A 17,364-nucleotide genomic window follows, 5' to 3' on the forward strand; every position below is an offset into this window, starting at 1 on the left:
CCGGCCACCTGCGCTTCAAGGAAGAAGGACGCCCATGCGAACCACCGGCACGCCGGAATCACCGGTCCCCTCCGGGTCCTCCCACCTGCTGCGCACCATCAACGAGCGCGCCGCGCTCTACCACCTGCTGGAGAACGACACGCTCACCCGCGTCGAGCTGCGCAAGCTGACCGGCCTGGCCAAGCCCACCGCCTCCCAGGTGATGCTGCGGCTGTTCGAGTCCGGGCTCGCGGTCACCCTGGGGCGCACCACCGCCAAGCAGGTCGGGCCCCGCGCCGAGGTGTACTCGGTCAACGCCGACCACGCGTTCGCCGCCGCCGTCACCCTCCACGAACCCGACGGCGTCACCGTCGCCATCCGCGACCTCAAAGGACGCGAGCGGGCCTCCTCGACGCGCCGCATCGACTTCACCGCCGTCCCCGTCGACCGCGCCGTGCAGAACATGCTCAGCGCCACCACCAGGGACGCCGGGATCGACTTCGCGCGCATCGCCGTGGTCCACCTGGCCGTGCCGGGCGCCTACGACGCCGAGACCGACACCATCGGCTACGCCGACATCCCCGGCGCCCCCGAAGTGCACATGCGCGAGGCGATCGAGACCTACATGGGCTGCCCGGTCACGATCCACAACGACGTCAACGCCGCCACCGTCGCCGAGCGGCGCAACCCGTCCGTCTCGGGCGGACTCGTGCTGCTGTGGCTGGGCCGCGAGGGCATCGGCACCGGCATCGACCTGAGCCAGGGCCTGATCGTCGGCGCCCGCGGCGCCGCCGGCGAACTCGGGTACGTGCCGGTCTACCCCGACCGGACCGGACCGGACGACCCGACCTACCAGGACTGGATCGGCCCGCCCGCGGTCATCGAGCTCGGCCGCGCGCACGGCATCGAGGGCCCCGACGCCGCCGCGGTCATGACCGCGGCCGTCAAACAAGGCGCCGAAGGGTTCCTGAACGCCTACGCCGACCGCGTCGCCGGAGCGCTCCACCTGCTCACCTGCCTGCTCGACCCCCCGAGCCTGGTCATCGGCGGCGAGATCGCCCGCGCCGGCGGCGAAACCCTCGTCGACCGCGTCCGCCGCCACGCCGAAGCACTCGCCGAACGCATCCTGCCCTCGGCCGTCTACGGCGACGCCGTCGCCATCGGCGTCCTCGACCTCGCGTACGAGGACCTCAAGCACCGAGTCCTCGACACCGCCCTCGCCTGAGGGGCCCGCCCCCCGGTGACATTCGTCCAAGACGGACGGCCGCCGAACCGTGCATCCTCACTGCATGACCGAGTACGAAACCGAGCACCTGCACGGGATGCACGTGGTCCAGGCCGGCCCGCGGCAGGCGCCGCCGCTGCTGCTCATCCACGGATCGGGGGCCGCCAGCGGCTTCTGGGGCCAGATGGCTCCAGCGCTGGCCGACCGCCACCGTGTCATCCAGATCGACCTCCCCGGCTGCGGCCAATCCCCACCCGCGCCCTCATACGACGTGCCGGCGCAGTCCAACACAGTGGCGGCCATGCTCGACGACCTCGGCTCCGGACCCGTCACCGCGGTCGGGCACTCCAGCGGCGGCTACGTCGCCACCTCGCTCGCCGAACAGCGCCCCGACCTGGTGCGGTCGATCGCGCTGATCAGCACCGGCCCGAGCCCCGACGCGCTCCTGCCGCAGCCGCCGATCCTGCGGGCGATGCTGGCCCCGCCGCTCGGCCCGCTGGTCTGGGCGCGGCGTTCGGAAGCGATGATCCGCAATGGACTGCGCGCGACCGCCGCCCGCCCGGTGGACCTCCCCGACGAGCTGATCGCGGAGGTCAAGTCCCTCCCCTACCGCGTGTTCCGGACGATCCTGCGCCGCAACACCGAATACATCGCCGAGCGGAGCGCACCCGAGCGCCTGGCACCGCTCGGGATCCCGGTGCTGGTCGTCTTCGGCGCCGCCGATCCCCGCTGGGAGCCCTCGTCCGCGCGCGACTACGGCACGGTGGCGACCGCGCGGATCGAAATGCTCGACGGCGTCGGACACCTGCCCCTCCTCGAAGCGCCGGAAACGGTCGGCGAACTGCTGCTGGACTTCACGGCAGCGGATCGCTGACACCGCACGGGCGAGCACCGGGCTCTAGACTGGCCGCGTGCTGCCTGCCGGGACGATCGACTGGACGAAGGTGGACGTGGCGGTCCCACCCTCGCCTGTCCGGCTGCCGGGGATCGACATGGTCGGGTTCGGCAATCGCGGCCACGCACTCGCCGACATCGCCATGGTCGCCCACCCGTCCGTCACCGTGCTCATCGATCTGAGCGAGGACGAACCGATCGTCTCCGACACCCACGGCCGACGCGTCCACGGCAGCGTCGTCGCCGGGCTCGCGCCCAGCGAGCTGCGGGTGACCGGCCAGCGGGCACGCGAGTGCCTTCAGATCCGGCTCGACCCGATCGCCGCGGCCGCGCTGCTCGACGCCCCGACCGAGCTCACCGGGACCGCAGTGTCACTGGAGGACGTCTGGGGCCGCGACGCCGCGCAGGCCGAAACCCGGTTGCGCAGTGCCGCATCGTGGGGCGAACGATTCGCGATCGCAGCGGACCTCCTCGGCCGACGACTGGACGCCCGCTCCCCGGTCGACCCCGAGGTCGCCCACGCCTGGCGGCAGACCCTCGCCAACAAGGGGCGCATCCGGGTCGACGGCCTGGCCGCCGAGGTCGGCTGGAGCCGCAAGCGCCTGTGGTCCCGCTTCCGGGCCCAACTCGGCATCACCCCCAAACGCGCCGCCCGACTGGTGCGGTTCGACCACGCCGCCCACCTCCTCGCGGCCGGTCGCAGCCCCGGCAGCGTCGCAATCGAAAGCGGCTACGTCGACCAGTCGCACCTCCACCGCGAGGTGAAGACGTTCACCGGGCTGACCCCCACGGGCCTGGCTGCGGAACCGTGGCTGGCGATCGACGACGTCGCCTGGCCGACCCCGTCATCGACCCGAGACTGAGTAGCGGAACCCCTTGCGCGGAAAGCTCATCGTGTCCTGGTCGGCTCCTCTCCTTCGGCCCCGGTGGTGAAATCGCGATGGGGCAATCGTGCCGGAGCCGACCTGAACGGGACCTGAAGCCGCCTGAAGCAGGCTTCAGGAATGCGCGGTGAGCGCTCGGCCGGGCACCCCTGCGGGGTTCTCGGCCGGCGATGCGGTGAGCGCCTAGCCGAAGACCCGCAGGGGTTCCCGGCCGGCGATCTCGGCCGCGAGCCGCTCATGCGCCGGAGACTCGACCACTCCAGTGAGGACGTCGAGCGCCGACCATGCGGCTCCGAGGACCGGCGGCCGGTCGAGGGCCTGGTACTTCGCGAGCGGGAACTCCGCGGCCAGGCGCGGCTCCAAATGGCGTCGCAGCGCGGCCGGGGCGGCCGCGAGGACGCCGCCGCCGCCCACGATCGTGAACGGCCCCTTGCCGAGTCCGAGTCGGCTCGCGGAGACGCGCACCATCGCCATGACCTCCTCGGCCTGGCGCTCCACGACCGCCTCGGCACAGGAGTCCCCGGCATCGGCGGCCGCGAACAGGTGCGGGACCAGGCCGTGGACCATGTCCCGCTCGAACCGGCCCAGGTGCAGGCCGATCGCGGCCTCCTCCACCGAACCGGTCCCGAAATGGGCGCACACGGCCGCGCATAGCACCGTCGCCGGACCGCGGCCGTCCTCGGCGCGGGCGGCGTGGAACAGCGCGGCCTCGCCGAGATCCTCGCCGCCGCCCCAGTCGCCGGTGATCGGCCCCAAGGCAGGGAACCTCGACCACTCGCCGGTCTCGTTGCGCCCGATGCTGTTCATGCCGGCCCCGCAGATCACCGCGACCGCGTTCCGGTCCCCGGTCCCCGCGCGCAGCAGCGCGAACGTGTCGTTCTCGACGCGCACCGACTCGGCCCACCCGCGCGAGCGCGCGTCGGCGTTCAACCGGTCCACCTCCACCGGCAGGTCCGCCCCGGCCAGCAGGGCGTCCACGCGCGCCAACGGCACCTCGCTCCCCCATCCGGCCTCGTCGCGGGCGACCTCGATCAGCTTGCCCAGCAGGTCGATCGACTCGCGGTAGCCCAGCCGGTGCGGCGAGGAGGTCCCGGTGCGCACGTAGGCGTGGACGCGGCCGTCATCGGTCGCGGCCACCACATCGGTCTTCGAATTGCCCCCATCGACGGCGATGAAGGCACGGGTCTCGTTCACGCCCAAGGCAGGTGGTCCCGCCCGGTCGCGATGAGGCGGCGCGTCAGGCCCTCGGCGAGGTCGTGCTGGCCGACCAGGGGGTGCGCCAGCAGCGCCTCGTAGACACGGCGCTCGCCGCCGCGGACCGCGGCCTCGACACCGAGTTCTTCGTAGGCGGAGACGGCGGCGACGAGCCCGCGCTGGCGGGTGCCGAGCGGGATCTGGACGGCGGGGGTGATCTCGGGGCCGACGGTGGCCGAGACCTCGATGACGGCCTCGTCGGGCAGGTACGGCAGGAATCCGCGGTTGCGCACGTTCACGGCGTGGACCGCGCCGTCCTGAGTGAGCAGGGACCGCATGAGCGCCACGGCCGCTTCGGAGTAGTAGGCGCCGCCGCGCTGCGAGAGCAGGTCGGGCTTGCGGTCGAGGGTGTCGTCCTTGTAGACGTCCCACAGCTCGGCCTCGATGCGGGCGACCTCCTGCCCGCGCGAGGGCGCGGTGCGCATCCGCTCGACCTCCTGGTCGTGGGCGTAGAAGTAGTGCAGGTAGTAGGAGGGCACGAGGCCGTCGGCGAAGACCGCCTCGGGCAGGTCGACCTCCTCGGCGATCTCGGTGCGGTGCTTGGCGAGCAGGTCGGGGAGGACGTCGCGGCCGTCGAGGCGGACCCCGGTCTCCCAGGTCAGGTGGTTGAGGCCGACGTGGTCGAGCACGACCTCCCCCGGCTCGCGGCCGAGCAGCCCGGCGAAGCGGCGCTGGAAGCCGATCGCGACGTTGCACAGGCCGATCGCGCGGTGGCCCTCGTCGAGCAGCGCCCGCGTGACCATGCCGACCGGGTTGGTGAAGTCCACGATCCACGCGCCGGGAGCGGCCAGCTCACGGACCCGCTCGGCGATGGCGAGGGCGACCGGGATGGTGCGCAGCGCTTTCGCGAGGCCGCCGGCGCCGGTGGTCTCCTGGCCGACGCAGCCGCATTCGAGCGGGAACGCCTCGTCCGCGATCCGGGCGCTCTGGCCGCCGACGCGCAGCTGGAACAGCACGAGCGACGCGCCCTCCACACCGCGGTCGAGGTCCGAGGTCCACGCGACGCGGGCCGCGCTGCCGTGCCGACGCATGATGCGCTGCACCAGCGGGCCGATGACCTCAAGCTTGTCTGCGGCCGGATCGACGAGCACGACCTCGTCGATGTCCAAGGCGTTGGTGCCGAAGCCTTCGGCGAGCTCAGGGGTGTAGGTGGATCCGCCACCGACCACGGCGATCTTCATCAAGGTCCTCTCGGTCAATGCCCGGCCGGGGGACGGCCGCCATAAATAGTCAGGTTAACTAACTAACTCATCGATGTCAACGTGTGGATCGCACCGGGCCACCACGGCGAGCCTATTGCCTCGATGTCGATATAACTCTCTAGTTTCGGCCACTTGCGGGCGGCGACGTGTCGATTCGGAACGGCGGCGCAGGGCCGCTGGCATACTGTCCGCAGTGGAGCCAGGGTGGGGCCGTGAACAGGGGGGTTCATGAACATGAGGGCGATGATGGCACTGGCCGGGACGCTCGCGGCGGCCGCCGTGGCAGCGGGCGGCGGGAGCGCCTGGGCGCAGGACCCGGCCGCGGAACCGACGTGCGTGGCCAGTACCAGGGAAGGGGCGGTCCGCTACGAACTCGGCACCTGGAAGGCCGTGGACCATGGTGACGAGGAGCGGGCCGAGCAGGACGACGACACCGTCGATGTCAACGGTTTCAACCCGGTCGCGATCTGGCCCAAGGGCACCTGCCTGACGTCGGCGGACCTCACCGCGGACGGCCAGCGGAGCAACCAGTTCATGGACTTCGACCCGGTCCCCGGCATCGACGACACCGCCAACGCCTGCGACGCCGACGGCAACTGCGACTACAACCCCACGCCTGGCGGCTGGAAGTTCGGGCCTACGAGTTACGACCCCAAGGCGCCGCCAGAGACGGAGTTCAAGCAGTTCATCCCCGTGACCGCCGCCGACGGCACCCAGGGATGGGCGGAGAAGGGCGACCTGACCGCCTACGACCGCATGGCGTTCCGGCCCTGGAAGTTCGATCTCGACAGGCGCGGATGGATCCAGTACGACCCGTTCCCGGTGCAAGCCCAATGCGTGGCCACCGCGCCAGGAGGGACCAGGGTGTACAGCCTCAGCCACAAGGACCTCGTCCACAGTCTGACGCTCCCCGGAGACGCCTGCTTCGCCGGTGTCGGCGCGACGTATGCGGGGACGTTCGAGCCCAGCGGCTACAACGGCGCGAACTGGTCCGCATCGTTCCTGGGGACGCAGATGTGCTTCTTCCACGTCGGCCCCGGCTATGTCGATGCCGCCGCCCTGAGCTGGACCGGCGATCCCGAGCCCTGCGAATGACCTCCAGGCCGCCGCAAGTGGTTCACGGCAGGGTCTTGTAGGCGAGCCAGCCGCCGTCGACGGGGAGTTCGGCGCCGGTGATGTAGCTGGCCTCCTCGGAGGCGAGATAGGCGACGGCCGTCGCGACCTCGTCGGGGCGCCCAATGCGCCCGACGAGGGTCGCGGCGCCGTTGCGGGCGATCTCCGCGTCGGTCGTGTCGGCCCAGTGGGTGGTGAGGATCGGGCCGGGGGCGACGGAGTTGAACCGGACCTCGGGGGCGTACTCGACGGCGAGCTGGCGCATCAGCGCGCTGAGCCCGCCCTTGGCGGCGGCGTAGGCGGTGTAGCCGGGGTGCGAGCGGTGGGCGTGGACGGAGGAGACCGCCACGACCGAGCCGCGGGCCTCGCGCAGGGGGCCGATGAGGGTCCTGACGCCGAGGTAGGCGGCCTTGAGCGTGACGTCGAGGGTGAGGGCCCAGTCCGCTTCGGCCAGTTCGTGGGGCGCGCCGAGGAGATTCGCGAAGGCGTTGGAGACCAGGACGTCGACGCGCCCGTACGCCTCGACCGCGTCTTCGGCCAGGTCCGCCCAGTCGGCGGCGGAGGAGGCGTCGCACCGCCTGAAGTGGACCGTTCCGGCGGTCTCGGCGGCGATCCGCTCCCCCGCCTCCTGGTCGACGTCGGCGACGTACACGACCGCGCCTTCGCTCGCGAAGCGCGCCGTGCAGGCCGCGCCGATGCCCTTCGCTCCACCCGTGATGACGGCGACTTTGCCTTCGAATCGGTTCATCGGAACACCGTAACGCCAAGAACCCATGGGCCGTAACCGGATGCGACGGACCGACTGCAATGCGGGGACGACCAGGTGGAGGTGCCGGTCGGCCAGGCCGATGGCGACCTGCTGACCCCAGGTAACGGTGAGGTGGTCGGACTCGACACCGTCGGCGAAGACCACCAGGCGCTCGCTCTCGCAGACGAGGCGCAGCTCCTCCCCCTTGCCGAGGGTCCCCGAGCTCAGCTCGGTGCCGGTCGCGGGCGAGGGCCATGCCTCCCTCACGAACCAGGACAGGGACGAGGCCTCGAACGCGGGCAGGATCTCGCGGCGGCCGCGGTCGGCCGCGATGGAGGCGCTCCAGCCGGTGGCGCCCGCGCCGGTGCCGACCAGGACCCCCGAGGAGGACTGGCGCTCGCCGCGCCCGGCGGCGTCGACGAGGCGGTAGCGGGCGGACTGGTGGCCGGCGTGCCCGGCGTAGACCTCGTTAAGCCCGTTGATCTCCTGGCCGTCGTCGAGGCGCGCGGCGACCATGGCGAGCCGGCGCACGGCCGCGCTCTCCTCGGCCACGGTCCGTAGGACGCGGCCGACCTCGGCGGCCCGGAAGCGGACCAGGATTCCGGCATTGCGGCCGGGCTCGGGGTCCACGCCGATCACCGGCTGGCGGTCGAGGTACTTCGCGAGGTTGGCGACGAGGCCGTCCTGGCCGACGGCGACGGCGATGTCCTCCGGCCCGAACAGGAACCGCGGCAGGTCGTCGCGGTCGACGCGGCCCCGGCGCCAGTCGGCCGGGATCGCCGCGTCCACCGCGGTGAGCGCGGCTTGCAGGGCCTCGTGGCGGGCGGTCGTTTCGTCGAGGTCGCGGCCGCGCTCGCGCAGGAAGTGCGCGGCGGCGGCGCGGGTGCCGTGGCGGACCAGGAGCTCGTCGAGTTCGCTGCGGCGGCTGACGACGACCACCCGCGGCGCGAGCGTGGCGCTCACCGCTGCCCCTCCGCGAGCCGGGCCAGGGCCCCGCTGAGGAGGTCCGGGGTGACGGTGAGCTGGCCGATCTCGGGGAGCTGCCCGGCGAGTTCGCGCAGTGCGAGCGCGTGGAGCACCGAGGTCGGGAGGTCGCGGTAGACGGCCATGCGGGCGGCTTCGGCGTCGGCTTCGGCGGCGCCGACGTCGCGGACGCGGTCGGCCTGGGCGGCGGCGAGGGTGCGGGCCTTCTCGGCTTCGCCTTGGGCCGCGGCGAGGTCGGCGGCGGCGGTGAGTTCGGCGCGGCGCCTGTCGTTGGCGCCCTTCTGCTCGACGAGCTGCTGCTCGCGGCGGGCGAGTTCGATCTTGTTCTGGAGTTCGTTCTCGGCGATGGCGCGCTCCTGCTCGACGGCCTGGGCGCGGCGGGCGTAGGTGGCCTTGTCGGCGTCCTGCTGGACGGCTTCGCGGGTGGGGGTCTGGAGGGACCGCTCCATCTCGGGTTCGGGGCGGATGGCGACGACGCGGGCGCTGACGACCTCGGCGCCGACGTCGGCGAGGCGGGCATCGGATGAGAGCGCGGCGGCGACGGCTTCGCGGATCTCGGTGATGGCGCGGGTGAGGGCGTCGGCGAGGGGAACGCGGGCGAGGAGGTCGAGGGCGGGCTGCTGGGCGAGCTCGGTGAGGAGGGTGGCGACCTGGTCGAGGGGGCGGGCGCGGGCCTGGCCGTGGTAGGGGTCGACGGAGAAGTCGAGGCGGGTGGCGGCCAGCGCGGGGTCGGCGATGCGGTAGGTGACGGTGGCCTGGACGGTGACGTCGGCGAAGTCGGCGGTGCGGGCGTGGAACATGAGCGGGAGTTCGCGGTCGTCGACGGGGACTTCGGAGAGGACGGCGGTGAGGGGGCGGTACCAGAACGACTGGCCGGTGCCTTCTTTCATGGTGCGGCCGCGTTTCTGGAAGCGGACCCAGACGGTGGGGGTGCCGCGCAGGTGGCGCAGGAACAGGAGCTTGGTGACATCGGCCATGGGGAGGGCCTCCTTTTCTCGTCATTATGACGATAATCCATGTGCTAGGTTATCGTCAAGGTGGTGATAATGAGTTATCCGGTGTTCGCGGTCACGGTCGATCTGGTGGTTCTCACTGTCCGGCAAGGCGAGTTGCACGTGCTGCTGGTGCGGCGCGGGTGCGAGCCGTTCCTCGGCGAGTGGGCGCTGCCGGGCGGGTTCGTGCTCGCGAAGGAGGACCTGGCGACCGCGGCGCGGCGCGAGCTGGCCGAGGAGACCGGGCTCGACGGCCCGGGCGGGCACCTGGAGCAGCTGGGCAGCTACGGCGAGCCCGACCGCGACCCGCGGGGCCGGGTGGTGACCGTGGCGTACCTGGCGCTGCTGCCGGACCTGCCGGTGCCGACGGCCGGAACCGATGCGGCCGAGGCGCAGTGGCGCCCGGTCGGGAAGCTGGGCCTGGCGTTCGACCACGACCGCATCCTGGCCGACGGGGTCGAGCGGGCGCGGTCCAAACTGGAGTACACGCCGCTGGCGGCGGCGTTCTGCCCGCCGGAGTTCACGATCGCGGCGCTGCGCCAGGTCTACGAGGCGGTGTGGGGCGAGTCGATCGACCCGCGCAACTTCCACCGCAAGGCGACCTCGACCCCCGGGTTCGTCTCCCTCACCGGGACCTCGACCGAGGGCGGCACCGGCCGCCCGGCCCGCCTGTACCGGCGCGGCGAGGCGGCCCTGCTCAATCCCCCGCTGCTGCGCCGCCGCCTCGACGGCTGAGACGGGACCGGTCCCGGGCCCTGCCTCCTAGCATCGGCGCATGAGCACTTCGCCTTTCCTTTCCCGATGTACTACAGGTGCATTGGTCCTGCTCGCGGCGCTCGCTACCGGCGCGTGCGGGGCCGGGTCCGGTTCCGATGCGACCGGGGACGTCTCCGAGTCCGCGAGTTCGGCGGCCGCGAGCAGCGCCGAGCCCTCCCCCACCGTGTCCGCGGCGCCGACCGCGGCCGACGGGACCGACTACGCCGCCTGCGATGACGGCTCCTGCGAGGTCGCCGTGTCCGGCGCGGTCGAGTTCGGGTACGACGACTTCACACTGATGGTCACGATCACCGCCGATGGCATCGAGACCTACACGGCTAACAGCGACAACTCGTCGAGCGGCGCCAGCAACATGAGCGGCAGCGGGATGTCGGAGGCGTACTGCATCGCTTACCTGACCGCCTCCAGCAATTCCATGAGCTGCTATCCGGACTCCGGTGAGGATGACGTTCCGGACCCGGAATCCGAGCCCGGCGTGCTCGTCCTCGAAATGATCGACTTCGCCGAGGGGACCGCGATCATCCGGTTGACGATGGGGTGAGCGGTGAACTCGTGTCCTTGCGGGCGATGGCGTCGGCGGTCCTGGTGATCGCGGCGGTGATGAGGCGGCCGTACGGGTCGTCGGCCAGCGCCGGGGAGCACGCTCGGGCGGCGTCGATGTGGCGCTGGGCCGCTTCGAAGGAGGCGAGGCGGCGGTAGGCGTCGGCGAGGTTGAGGTGGAGCGAGGGGTAGAACCCGGCGACCTGGAGGCCGGCGGCGTGCTCTTGGAGACGTGCGTCGGTGAGGGCGTCGGCGGCGTCGAGGGCGCGGATATCCCAGGTGAGGGCTTCGGCGGGGTCGTCGTAGAGGTCGGCGAGGTGGTGGGCGAGCGTGCAGCGGGCCAGCGGGTCGCCGGTGGGGCTGAGGGCGTCCCAGAGGTCGAGGAGCCGGCGTTTGGCCGCGGTGCGGTCGCCGGTCTGGGCTTCGGTGACGGCGCTCGTGACGGCTTCCATGGTCGGGTCGGTCATCGGTGTCCTCGTGTCGGTCGGCCGAGGGTTCGGTCGAGGGCGTAGTCGAGTGCGGCCCGGGCGTCGTGGCGGGAGCGCAGGCTGAGGGCGGCGTCGACGCCGAGACTCGTTGCGAGCGTGAGCAGGAGGTCGGCTTCGCGTTCGGGCGACAGGGCCGGGTCGGTGCGGCCGGCGTCCTGGGCGGTGCGGACGGCGTCGGCGGCGAGGGCTCGGATGTCGTCGTCGCCGTCGGTGAGGACGGCGGCGATCTTGGGGTCGCTGGCGGCGCGGCCGTAGTAGGCGGCGCTGACGCGCAGGGCCTGGCGGGTGTCGGGGTGCTCGCCGAGCAGCTCCCCCAGGACGGCGCGCAGGACGGTCTCGGCGTCGGGTTCGGTGCCGAGGCGGGCGAGTCGCTGTTCGATGCGTTCGCCGAGGCGTTCCTGCGCGAGCTGGAGTCCGAAGAGGAGCATGTCGTCCTTGCCGGCGAAGTAGTGCTGCACGCGGCCCATGGAGACGCCGGCTTCGGCGGCGACGTCGCGCAGGCTGACGGCTTCGAGGCCGGCGCGTTCGACGAGGCGCCACAGGGCGTGGGCGATGAGGCGGCGCTGGCGCTCGTGCTGCTGGCTGTCGACGGCGCGGGGCATGTCGGCAGTGTAGCCGCGAACCGTAGGCGATGCGACTGCATTGACTACGGGTGCGGACCGGTATACGATGCGGTCGCATTGCTTTCGAGGAGGTCCCATGTCCGGCCAGCCGTCCCCGCTCGGCCGATGGCGGCGGATCGCGCCCGCGGTCGGGCTGTTCTTCCTGGCGCCCTTCGTGGGCGAGCTGCTGCTGGGGAACCTCGCGCTCTCGGAGTTCGGCCTGGCGGTGGTCCTCGCGCCGCTGTACGGCGGCGGCGCGCTGCTGATCCGCGAGATCGCGCGGCGCACCGGGCGCGGGTGGCCGACGATGGTGCTGCTGGCGGCGGCGTACGCGCTCGTTGAGGAGGGCCCGGTCGACCAGCTGCTGTGGAACGACGCGTACGCGGGCCACGATCTGCTGCACGGGGACTCGTACCTGCCGGTGTTCGGCATGAACGTCGAGCTGACGGTGACGATCCTGGCGCTGCACACGGTCTGGAGCATCTGCGTGCCGATCGCGATCGTCGAGTCGTTCGTCCCCGGCCGGCGGACGGTGCCGTGGCTGCGCACGCCCGGGCTCGTCGTCACCGCGCTGATCTATCTGGGCGGGGTGAACCTGGTGTTCTGGGGGACCCTGACGGAGGAGGACTTCATGGCCTCCCCCTTGCAGTTCGCCTCGATCGGCGTCGTGATCGCGGTGCTGATCGTGCTGGCGTTCCGGGTCGGCCGCGCGCCGCGCCCGCCGCTGCCGGGCCGGGCGCCCTCGCCGTGGACGGCGGGGATCGCGGCGCTGGTGGGGACGAGTGCGTTCTGGGGGCCGGCGAACCTGGTGACCGCGTCCTGGTACGAGTGGGTGAACGTGGCGGTGTGGTGCGTTGTGGCCGTTGCAGGTACGGTGCTGGTCCTGCGGTGGTCGCGGCAGGACGGCTGGGATGCCCGGCACGTGTTCGCGCTCGCGGCCGGGGCGACGTTGACGTATGCGTGGTCGGCGTTCCCGGTGGTGCCGGAGACGCCGGTGTCGCCTGCGGCGGATCTGATCGGCAACGCGCTCTTCGCGATCGCGGCGGTCGTGATCCTGTTCGCGGCCGGGCGGGTGGTGGCGGCTACGCCGCTGGAGCGGTGAGGTCGCGGCGCATCTGGACGCAGGTGGTCTCGTACCACTCGGGCGTCCCGTCGGGCCCGGCCTGCTCCCAGCCTTCGACGACCGTGCCGTACGCGAGGTAGCCGAGGCCGCGGTAGAACACGCCGTTGCCGCTGGTGTGCCGCTCGTAGCAGAGCTCGGACCGGGCGAGGCCGCGGCGGCGGATGCGGTCCTCAAGGGCGCGAACGAGAAGCGTGCCGACGCCGCGGCGCTGCATCGCGGGGCGCACGCCCAGCTGGTACAGGTATCCGGCGCCCGGGAGCTTCGCGAAGTCGACGCCGCCGATCGCGATCGGGGAGCCCGAGGAGGTGCAGACGACGAGGTAGTCGACCTCGCCCGCCTCGGCCCGGACCAGTTCGCGCGCAACGCTGTCGAGGTGGAGGGCCGAGCCCGACCAGCCGCAGTCGGGCAGGTCGCCGGGGGTGAGGTCGCGGACGTCCAGGGGCCGGGTCATGGGGGTGAGCTTCGCAGACGAGCGGTGTCCGCCCCGGACCGGGGCGGACACCGCTTGCGGCGCAACGGGTGCTAGCTGATCTGGTAGGAGCCGGCGCGGTTGGCCCAGCCGATGGTGTCGAGGTTGGCGAGGTTGTCGATCCACGTCGAGGACGCGCCCGACAGGGTCACGGAGTCCCAGAGCTTGATGTCGCACGAGCGGTAGGTGTGCACCGAGCTGGCGCGGTTGTTCCAGCCCGCCGCGTCGAGGTAGTCGACGCTGAACTCGACCGGAGAGTATGCGGCCGTGCAGGTGTAGTCGGTGGCGACGAAGGAGCGGGTGCCGCCGGCGACGTCGTAGTTCGTGCGGTCGTACAGGGTGATCAGCACGGTGTCGGCCAGGACGCCGACCTCCGCGGAGGCGGCCCGGTCCTCGGCGAACGCCGCCGCCTGCGTTGCGGCGCAGCTGACCTCGTCGGTCACGAGGTTGACGACGCAGTGGTCGGCGCCCGTCGCGCCCTGCGCGGCGGCCGGGGCGAGCGCGAGCAGGCCGAGCACGGCCGGGAGCGTCAGCAGGGCCGCGATCAGCGTGCGCCCGCGTTTCGCAGACTTAGGAGGGAGTTGTTCCAGTTTGCTCATGCGACAAGAGTATTGGTTTCGCACGTTTCGTCAAGAGGCCGGGGCGTGAACGATCGCCCCGGCCCTCAGTCGTGGACCACATTGGCGCGGTCCGCCGCGACGGAGGCGAGGATGTCGAGCATCGCGGCGGTGGCGGGCGGGTCGGGCGGGTCGCCGTAGGTGGCGGCGTAGATGCGGCGGGGGCCGTCGGGGAGGGCGGTGGCGTGGACGCCCGGTTCGGGGTGGGCCTTGAGGGCGAGGCCATTGAGGACCGCGACGCACATCCCGGCCGCGACCAGGGACTGGATGACGACCATGTCGTCCGAGGAGAAGGCGAGGCGCGGGGTGAAGCCGGCCCGCTCGCACGCGGCAACCGTGGCGGCCCGGCAGCGTTCGCAACCGCCGATCCACGCCGCGTCCCGCTGGTCCTCGATGCGGTCGCCGGCGCGGGAGCTGAGGAAGTAGAGGCGGTCGTCCAGGAGGTGGACGAGGCGGCAGTCCTCGGCTTCGGGCGGCGCGTCGGCGTCGCGGAAGACCAGGCCGATGTCGACGCGGCCCGCCCGGAGCAGGTCGAGGCTCTCGACCGGGTCGGCGTCGACCAGGTGCAGCTCGATGCCCGGGTGGGCGCGGGCGAGTTCGGCGGCCGCGCGCGGGACGAGGGTGCTCAGCGCCGTCGCGAACCCGGCGATGCGGACCCGGCCCGTGCGCAGGCCCACGCGCGCGGCGAGCTCGACCGAGGCCGCGTCCATCCGGCCCAGGATCTCGGTGGCGCGCCCCGCGAGCAGCTCGCCCTCGGGGGTGAGGCGGATGCCGCGGCCCGCGCGCTGGATGAGCGTGGCCCCGGTGGCGGCCTCCAAGCGCCGCAGGTGGTGGCTGATCGAGGGCTGCGAGTAGTGCAGCTCCTTCGCCGCGTCGGTCACCGAGCCGTGGCGGGCGACCGCCTCAAGGACCTTCAGGTGGACAGGGTTCAGCATCCATCAATTTCCTTTATGAGTCGCGCAGGGGATTGGCATTGGACATCATGACACCGAGCCGCGAGGATCGGTGCAGGACCGGACCCCGGCGACGGGGGTCCGGAGAGCAGAGGAGCACCAGCCATGTCACAGGCCCGAGTCCACAACTTCGCCGTCTCGCTCGACGGCTTCGGCACCGGCGAGGGGACGAGCCGCGAAGCCTACTTCGGACATGCCGGAGAACGCCTGCACGAGTGGATGTTCGCCACCCGCTGGTGGGAGGAGGGCGGCAGCGGCGGCGTCGACGACGTGTTCGTGCGCCAGCACGACCCCGGCATCGGCGCCGAGATCATGGGCGCCGGGAAGTTCGGCTTCCCCGGCTGGCACGAGGACCCCGACTGGAAGGGCGCGTGGGGCCCCAACCCGCCGTTCCACTCGCCGGTCTTCATCCTCACCCACCACGTGCGGCCCTCGGTCGAGATGGAGGGCGGCACGACGTACCACTTCATCGACGCCTCCCCCGCCGACGCGCTCGAAGCGGCCCGCAAGGCCGCGGGCGGCAAGGACGTCCGCATCGGCGGCGGCGCGACGGTGATCCGCGAGTTCCTCAAGGCCGGGCTCATCGACCACATGCACGTCGCGGTCGTCCCGATCCTGCTCGGCAGGGGCGTGCGCCTGTGGGACGGCCTCGAAGGGATCGAGCAGGACTTCAAGATCGAGGCGACCTCGGCGCCCTCGGGCGTCACGCACTTGACGTTCAACAGGATCAGCTCCTGATCGACACGGCCCGGGACGCGAACGCCTCGACCGCACTCACCACGGCTTCGAAACGGGGCGAACGGAACAGGTCGAAGCCGTGGTGGGCGCCGGGCAGCTCGGCGTAGTGCACGGTCGCACCGGAGGCGGCGCGCAGGTCCGCGGCGAAGCGGCGGGCGTGCGAGACGTGCACGACCGAGTCGTGGTCGCCGTGGACGATCAGGAACGGCGGCGCGTCGGCGCGGGCGTGGGTCAGCGGCGCCGTGCGCGGCTCGCCGGTGAAGTAGGTCCCGTACCAGCCGCCCAGGCCGACGACCGCGGACACGGACGTGTCGGCGTCCTCGAAGCCCGGCTGGAGCCCGGGATGGTCGTGGGTGAGCGCCGCCAGCGCCGACAGGTGCGCGCCCGCCGACGAGCCGGACAGGACGATGCGGTCGGGGTCGGCCCCGAAGTCGCCGGCGTGCTCGCGGACCCACGCGATGACGCGCTTGGCGTCGGTCAGGTGCTCGTCGAAGGACCCCTCGGGGCGGAGCCGGTAGTTGGCGCTGACGCACACCCAGCCGTGCGCGGCGAGGCGGTGGAGCAGCGGCAGGGACTGGCTGTTCTTGCGGCCCATGTCGTAGTGGCCGCCGTGGAAGTGGATGAGGACGGGCGCGCCGGTCGGGTGCGAGCGGTGGCGGTAGACGTCGAGCAGGTTCCGCTTCCCGTTCGGGCCGTAGGCGAGGTTCGCGGTGCGTTCGACCTGCCACGGGCGGATCGGGAAGGGGCGCAGGAGGATGTCGGCCCACGGGAGGCGGGTGCGGGCCTCGCCGGTCGCGGCCTGGAGGACGGGTGCGGCGCGCAGGCTCCGCCGGGTGGTCAGTGCGATGCAGGCGCCGCCGACGACGGCCGCCGCGACGGCGACCGGGGAGGCGAGGTCGCCTTGGGCGAGAGCGAGTCCGGTGTTGGCGAGGAAGAGGGCGATCGCGAGGAACGGGAGTTCGTTGACGGCCAGGCAGACCAGGAAGAGGGCGGTGCCGAGCTTCTCGGGCAGGCGCGGCACCGGCAGGGCCGGGAGGGTGAGGACGGCGAGGGAGACGAGGTAGCCCCAGGGGATGCTCATCGGCGCACCAGCGCGATCAGCGTGATGATGAGGAGGGGGCGGTGCTGTCGTTTCATGAGGGGAATTCTGGCCGCCGGGGCGGGGTCGGCGCATCGGTCCGGCGGTCGCGGCGGCTCCGGCGCAGGGACGGGGCGCCTCCTACTTTCGGAGGTGACCGGCGGCGTGCGGGGGTGGCTAGCATGTGCCCGTGAACCTTCCCCGTGCTCCCCGCCCCGCCGAGATCGCCGGCATGGCCGCCGGCGCGGGCGTGCTGACCTTCCTGTCGCTGTGGTCGCGGCCGTCCCCCGGCCCGTTCGAGGTCGCGGTCGCCGTCCTGGCGGTCGCGGCGGCGATGGCGCAGTTGTGGCGGCCGGTCGCCGGGGTGCTCGCGGCCACGGCGTTGGCGGTGCTGTCGCCGGTGGCGACGACGGCGGCCACGATCGGGGCGCTCCAAGTCGCTTGGCGGACACGGTTTCTCACCGCGGTGGCGGTGAGCGCGGTCGGGATCGGGGCGCACCTGCTCCAGTGGGTGTGGCATCCGATCCCGGCGCTCGGGTTCGGCTGGTGGGCGCTGCTGGTCACCGTCGCGTACGGGGCGCTGCTGGGGTGGGGGACGCTGGCGCGGTCGCACCGCGACCTCGTCATGTCGCTGCGGGAGCGGGCGCGGCGGGCCGAGGCCGAGCAGGGGCGGCGGGTCGCCGAGGCGCGGGCCGCCGAGCGGC

Annotated in this window: 18 protein-coding genes and 2 pseudogenes; 9 read left to right on the forward strand and 11 right to left on the reverse strand. The window is 72.5% G+C overall.

Going from position 1 to position 17,364, the window contains the following annotated elements; genetic code table 11:
- The first annotated feature begins 34 nt into the window (after positions 1 to 34).
- The 3 genes from DI269_RS10355 to DI269_RS10365 all read left to right on the forward strand — a co-directional run bounded on the left by DI269_RS10355 (position 35) and on the right by DI269_RS10365 (position 2,961).
- Positions 35 to 1,204, forward strand: a complete 1,170-nt coding sequence (locus DI269_RS10355; RefSeq protein ID WP_112135444.1) for an ROK family transcriptional regulator — start codon at positions 35 to 37, stop codon at positions 1,202 to 1,204.
- Between the two features lie 64 nt (positions 1,205 to 1,268).
- Positions 1,269 to 2,078 (forward strand): alpha/beta fold hydrolase, encoded by an 810-nt coding sequence (locus DI269_RS10360; RefSeq protein WP_198667309.1) that lies wholly within the window; start codon positions 1,269 to 1,271, stop codon positions 2,076 to 2,078.
- A gap of 118 nt (positions 2,079 to 2,196) precedes the next feature.
- Entirely contained in the window at positions 2,197 to 2,961 is a 765-nt protein-coding gene (locus tag DI269_RS10365; protein WP_112135483.1) for a helix-turn-helix domain-containing protein, read from the forward strand.
- A 204-nt stretch (positions 2,962 to 3,165) separates the two neighbouring features.
- Here the strand turns inward: DI269_RS10365 and DI269_RS10370 are convergent, their stop codons facing one another.
- The gene (locus tag DI269_RS10370; RefSeq protein WP_157974887.1) at positions 3,166 to 4,176 is read right to left on the reverse strand and encodes an N-acetylglucosamine kinase; all 1,011 of its coding nucleotides are present in this window, start codon (positions 4,174 to 4,176) and stop codon (positions 3,166 to 3,168) included.
- Positions 4,173 to 5,417, reverse strand: a complete 1,245-nt coding sequence (locus tag DI269_RS10375) for a family 4 glycosyl hydrolase (RefSeq protein ID WP_112135449.1) — start codon at positions 5,415 to 5,417, stop codon at positions 4,173 to 4,175. Before DI269_RS10375 ends, DI269_RS10370 begins: the two co-directional genes overlap by 4 nt.
- A gap of 249 nt (positions 5,418 to 5,666) precedes the next feature.
- Here DI269_RS10375 and DI269_RS10380 point away from each other — a divergent pair, with 249 nt between their 5' ends.
- Positions 5,667 to 6,533: a hypothetical protein gene (locus DI269_RS10380; RefSeq protein ID WP_157974888.1), complete on the forward strand. Its 867-nt coding sequence runs from the start codon at positions 5,667 to 5,669 to the stop codon at positions 6,531 to 6,533.
- A 22-nt stretch (positions 6,534 to 6,555) separates the two neighbouring features.
- Here DI269_RS10380 and DI269_RS29045 read toward each other — a convergent pair whose 3' ends face one another.
- The 3 genes and pseudogenes from DI269_RS29045 to DI269_RS10390 all read right to left on the reverse strand — a co-directional run bounded on the left by DI269_RS29045 (position 6,556) and on the right by DI269_RS10390 (position 9,260).
- The gene (locus DI269_RS29045; RefSeq protein WP_198667313.1) at positions 6,556 to 7,326 is read right to left on the reverse strand and encodes an SDR family NAD(P)-dependent oxidoreductase; all 771 of its coding nucleotides are present in this window, start codon (positions 7,324 to 7,326) and stop codon (positions 6,556 to 6,558) included.
- Between the two features lie 42 nt (positions 7,327 to 7,368).
- Positions 7,369 to 8,262: pseudogene (locus DI269_RS29050) on the reverse strand (hypothetical protein); the annotation flags it as partial.
- Positions 8,259 to 9,260 carry an SPFH domain-containing protein gene (locus DI269_RS10390; RefSeq protein WP_112135455.1) on the reverse strand — a complete coding sequence of 334 codons (1,002 nt, stop codon included), beginning with the start codon at positions 9,258 to 9,260 and terminating at the stop codon, positions 8,259 to 8,261. The pseudogene DI269_RS29050 and the gene DI269_RS10390, both read right to left, overlap by 4 nt.
- 69 nt (positions 9,261 to 9,329) lie before the next feature.
- Between DI269_RS10390 and DI269_RS10395 the strand changes: the two genes are divergently transcribed.
- Both DI269_RS10395 and DI269_RS10400 read left to right on the forward strand, forming a co-directional pair.
- Entirely contained in the window at positions 9,330 to 10,010 is a 681-nt protein-coding gene (locus tag DI269_RS10395) for an NUDIX hydrolase (RefSeq protein WP_112135457.1), read from the forward strand.
- A 40-nt stretch (positions 10,011 to 10,050) separates the two neighbouring features.
- On the forward strand, positions 10,051 to 10,593 hold the full coding sequence (locus DI269_RS10400) for a hypothetical protein (protein WP_157974889.1): 543 nt from the start codon (positions 10,051 to 10,053) through the stop codon (positions 10,591 to 10,593).
- Here the strand turns inward: DI269_RS10400 and DI269_RS10405 are convergent.
- Together DI269_RS10405 and DI269_RS10410 are read right to left on the reverse strand one after the other, a co-directional pair.
- Positions 10,571 to 11,059 carry a hypothetical protein gene (locus DI269_RS10405; RefSeq protein WP_112135461.1) on the reverse strand — a complete coding sequence of 163 codons (489 nt, stop codon included), beginning with the start codon at positions 11,057 to 11,059 and terminating at the stop codon, positions 10,571 to 10,573. The genes DI269_RS10400 and DI269_RS10405 overlap by 23 nt on opposite strands.
- Entirely contained in the window at positions 11,056 to 11,682 is a 627-nt protein-coding gene (locus DI269_RS10410; RefSeq protein ID WP_198667310.1) for a TetR/AcrR family transcriptional regulator, read from the reverse strand. Before DI269_RS10410 ends, DI269_RS10405 begins: the two co-directional genes overlap by 4 nt.
- Before the next feature lie 97 nt (positions 11,683 to 11,779).
- Between DI269_RS10410 and DI269_RS10415 the strand changes: the two genes are divergently transcribed.
- Entirely contained in the window at positions 11,780 to 12,784 is a 1,005-nt protein-coding gene (locus DI269_RS10415; protein ID WP_112135466.1) for a DUF998 domain-containing protein, read from the forward strand.
- On the opposite strand, the gene DI269_RS10420 is transcribed toward DI269_RS10415, so the two are convergent.
- From DI269_RS10420 to DI269_RS10430, 3 genes are all read right to left on the reverse strand, one after another.
- Positions 12,765 to 13,256: a GNAT family N-acetyltransferase gene (locus tag DI269_RS10420; protein ID WP_112135468.1), complete on the reverse strand. Its 492-nt coding sequence runs from the start codon at positions 13,254 to 13,256 to the stop codon at positions 12,765 to 12,767. The genes DI269_RS10415 and DI269_RS10420 overlap by 20 nt on opposite strands.
- A gap of 71 nt (positions 13,257 to 13,327) precedes the next feature.
- Positions 13,328 to 13,873, reverse strand: a complete 546-nt coding sequence (locus tag DI269_RS10425; protein WP_112135471.1) for a hypothetical protein — start codon at positions 13,871 to 13,873, stop codon at positions 13,328 to 13,330.
- 65 nt (positions 13,874 to 13,938) lie between these two features.
- Positions 13,939 to 14,826 (reverse strand): LysR family transcriptional regulator, encoded by an 888-nt coding sequence (locus tag DI269_RS10430; RefSeq protein WP_112135474.1) that lies wholly within the window; start codon positions 14,824 to 14,826, stop codon positions 13,939 to 13,941.
- Positions 14,827 to 14,949: 123 nt separating this feature from the next.
- Between DI269_RS10430 and DI269_RS10435 the strand changes: the two genes are divergently transcribed.
- Positions 14,950 to 15,582, forward strand: a complete 633-nt coding sequence (locus tag DI269_RS10435) for a dihydrofolate reductase family protein (RefSeq protein ID WP_112135476.1) — start codon at positions 14,950 to 14,952, stop codon at positions 15,580 to 15,582.
- On the opposite strand, the gene DI269_RS10440 is transcribed toward DI269_RS10435, so the two are convergent.
- The gene (locus tag DI269_RS10440) at positions 15,572 to 16,663 is read right to left on the reverse strand and encodes an alpha/beta hydrolase (protein ID WP_198667311.1); all 1,092 of its coding nucleotides are present in this window, start codon (positions 16,661 to 16,663) and stop codon (positions 15,572 to 15,574) included. The two genes, DI269_RS10435 and DI269_RS10440, sit on opposite strands and share 11 nt — an antisense overlap.
- A gap of 187 nt (positions 16,664 to 16,850) precedes the next feature.
- Between DI269_RS10440 and DI269_RS26985 the strand changes: the two are divergent.
- Positions 16,851 to 17,364 (forward strand): annotated as a pseudogene (locus tag DI269_RS26985) (sensor histidine kinase); the annotation flags it as partial.

It is taken from the genome of Glycomyces dulcitolivorans (assembly GCF_003265355.1).
Classification (GTDB): Bacteria; Actinomycetota; Actinomycetes; order Mycobacteriales; family Micromonosporaceae; genus Glycomyces; species Glycomyces dulcitolivorans.

Excerpts from the sequence above, each read along its gene's own strand:
- DI269_RS10365 (WP_112135483.1), top strand. The coding sequence starts at position 2,197 with ATGGTCGGGTTCGGCAATCGCGGCCACGCACTCGCCGACATCGCCATG.
- DI269_RS10390 (WP_112135455.1), bottom strand. The coding sequence starts at position 9,260 with ATGGCCGATGTCACCAAGCTCCTGTTCCTGCGCCACCTGCGCGGCACC.
- DI269_RS10425 (WP_112135471.1), bottom strand. The coding sequence starts at position 13,873 with ATGAGCAAACTGGAACAACTCCCTCCTAAGTCTGCGAAACGCGGGCGC.
- DI269_RS10355 (WP_112135444.1), top strand. The coding sequence starts at position 35 with ATGCGAACCACCGGCACGCCGGAATCACCGGTCCCCTCCGGGTCCTCC.
- DI269_RS29045 (WP_198667313.1), bottom strand. The coding sequence starts at position 7,326 with ATGGGTTCTTGGCGTTACGGTGTTCCGATGAACCGATTCGAAGGCAAA.
- DI269_RS10380 (WP_157974888.1), top strand. The coding sequence starts at position 5,667 with ATGAACATGAGGGCGATGATGGCACTGGCCGGGACGCTCGCGGCGGCC.
- DI269_RS10420 (WP_112135468.1), bottom strand. The coding sequence starts at position 13,256 with ATGACCCGGCCCCTGGACGTCCGCGACCTCACCCCCGGCGACCTGCCC.
- DI269_RS10410 (WP_198667310.1), bottom strand. The coding sequence starts at position 11,682 with ATGCCCCGCGCCGTCGACAGCCAGCAGCACGAGCGCCAGCGCCGCCTC.
- DI269_RS10375 (WP_112135449.1), bottom strand. The coding sequence starts at position 5,417 with ATGAAGATCGCCGTGGTCGGTGGCGGATCCACCTACACCCCTGAGCTC.
- DI269_RS10415 (WP_112135466.1), top strand. The coding sequence starts at position 11,780 with ATGTCCGGCCAGCCGTCCCCGCTCGGCCGATGGCGGCGGATCGCGCCC.
- DI269_RS10400 (WP_157974889.1), top strand. The coding sequence starts at position 10,051 with ATGAGCACTTCGCCTTTCCTTTCCCGATGTACTACAGGTGCATTGGTC.
- DI269_RS10395 (WP_112135457.1), top strand. The coding sequence starts at position 9,330 with ATGAGTTATCCGGTGTTCGCGGTCACGGTCGATCTGGTGGTTCTCACT.
- DI269_RS10360 (WP_198667309.1), top strand. The coding sequence starts at position 1,269 with ATGACCGAGTACGAAACCGAGCACCTGCACGGGATGCACGTGGTCCAG.
- DI269_RS10430 (WP_112135474.1), bottom strand. The coding sequence starts at position 14,826 with ATGCTGAACCCTGTCCACCTGAAGGTCCTTGAGGCGGTCGCCCGCCAC.
- DI269_RS10435 (WP_112135476.1), top strand. The coding sequence starts at position 14,950 with ATGTCACAGGCCCGAGTCCACAACTTCGCCGTCTCGCTCGACGGCTTC.
- DI269_RS10405 (WP_112135461.1), bottom strand. The coding sequence starts at position 11,059 with ATGACCGACCCGACCATGGAAGCCGTCACGAGCGCCGTCACCGAAGCC.
- DI269_RS10440 (WP_198667311.1), bottom strand. The coding sequence starts at position 16,663 with ATGAGCATCCCCTGGGGCTACCTCGTCTCCCTCGCCGTCCTCACCCTC.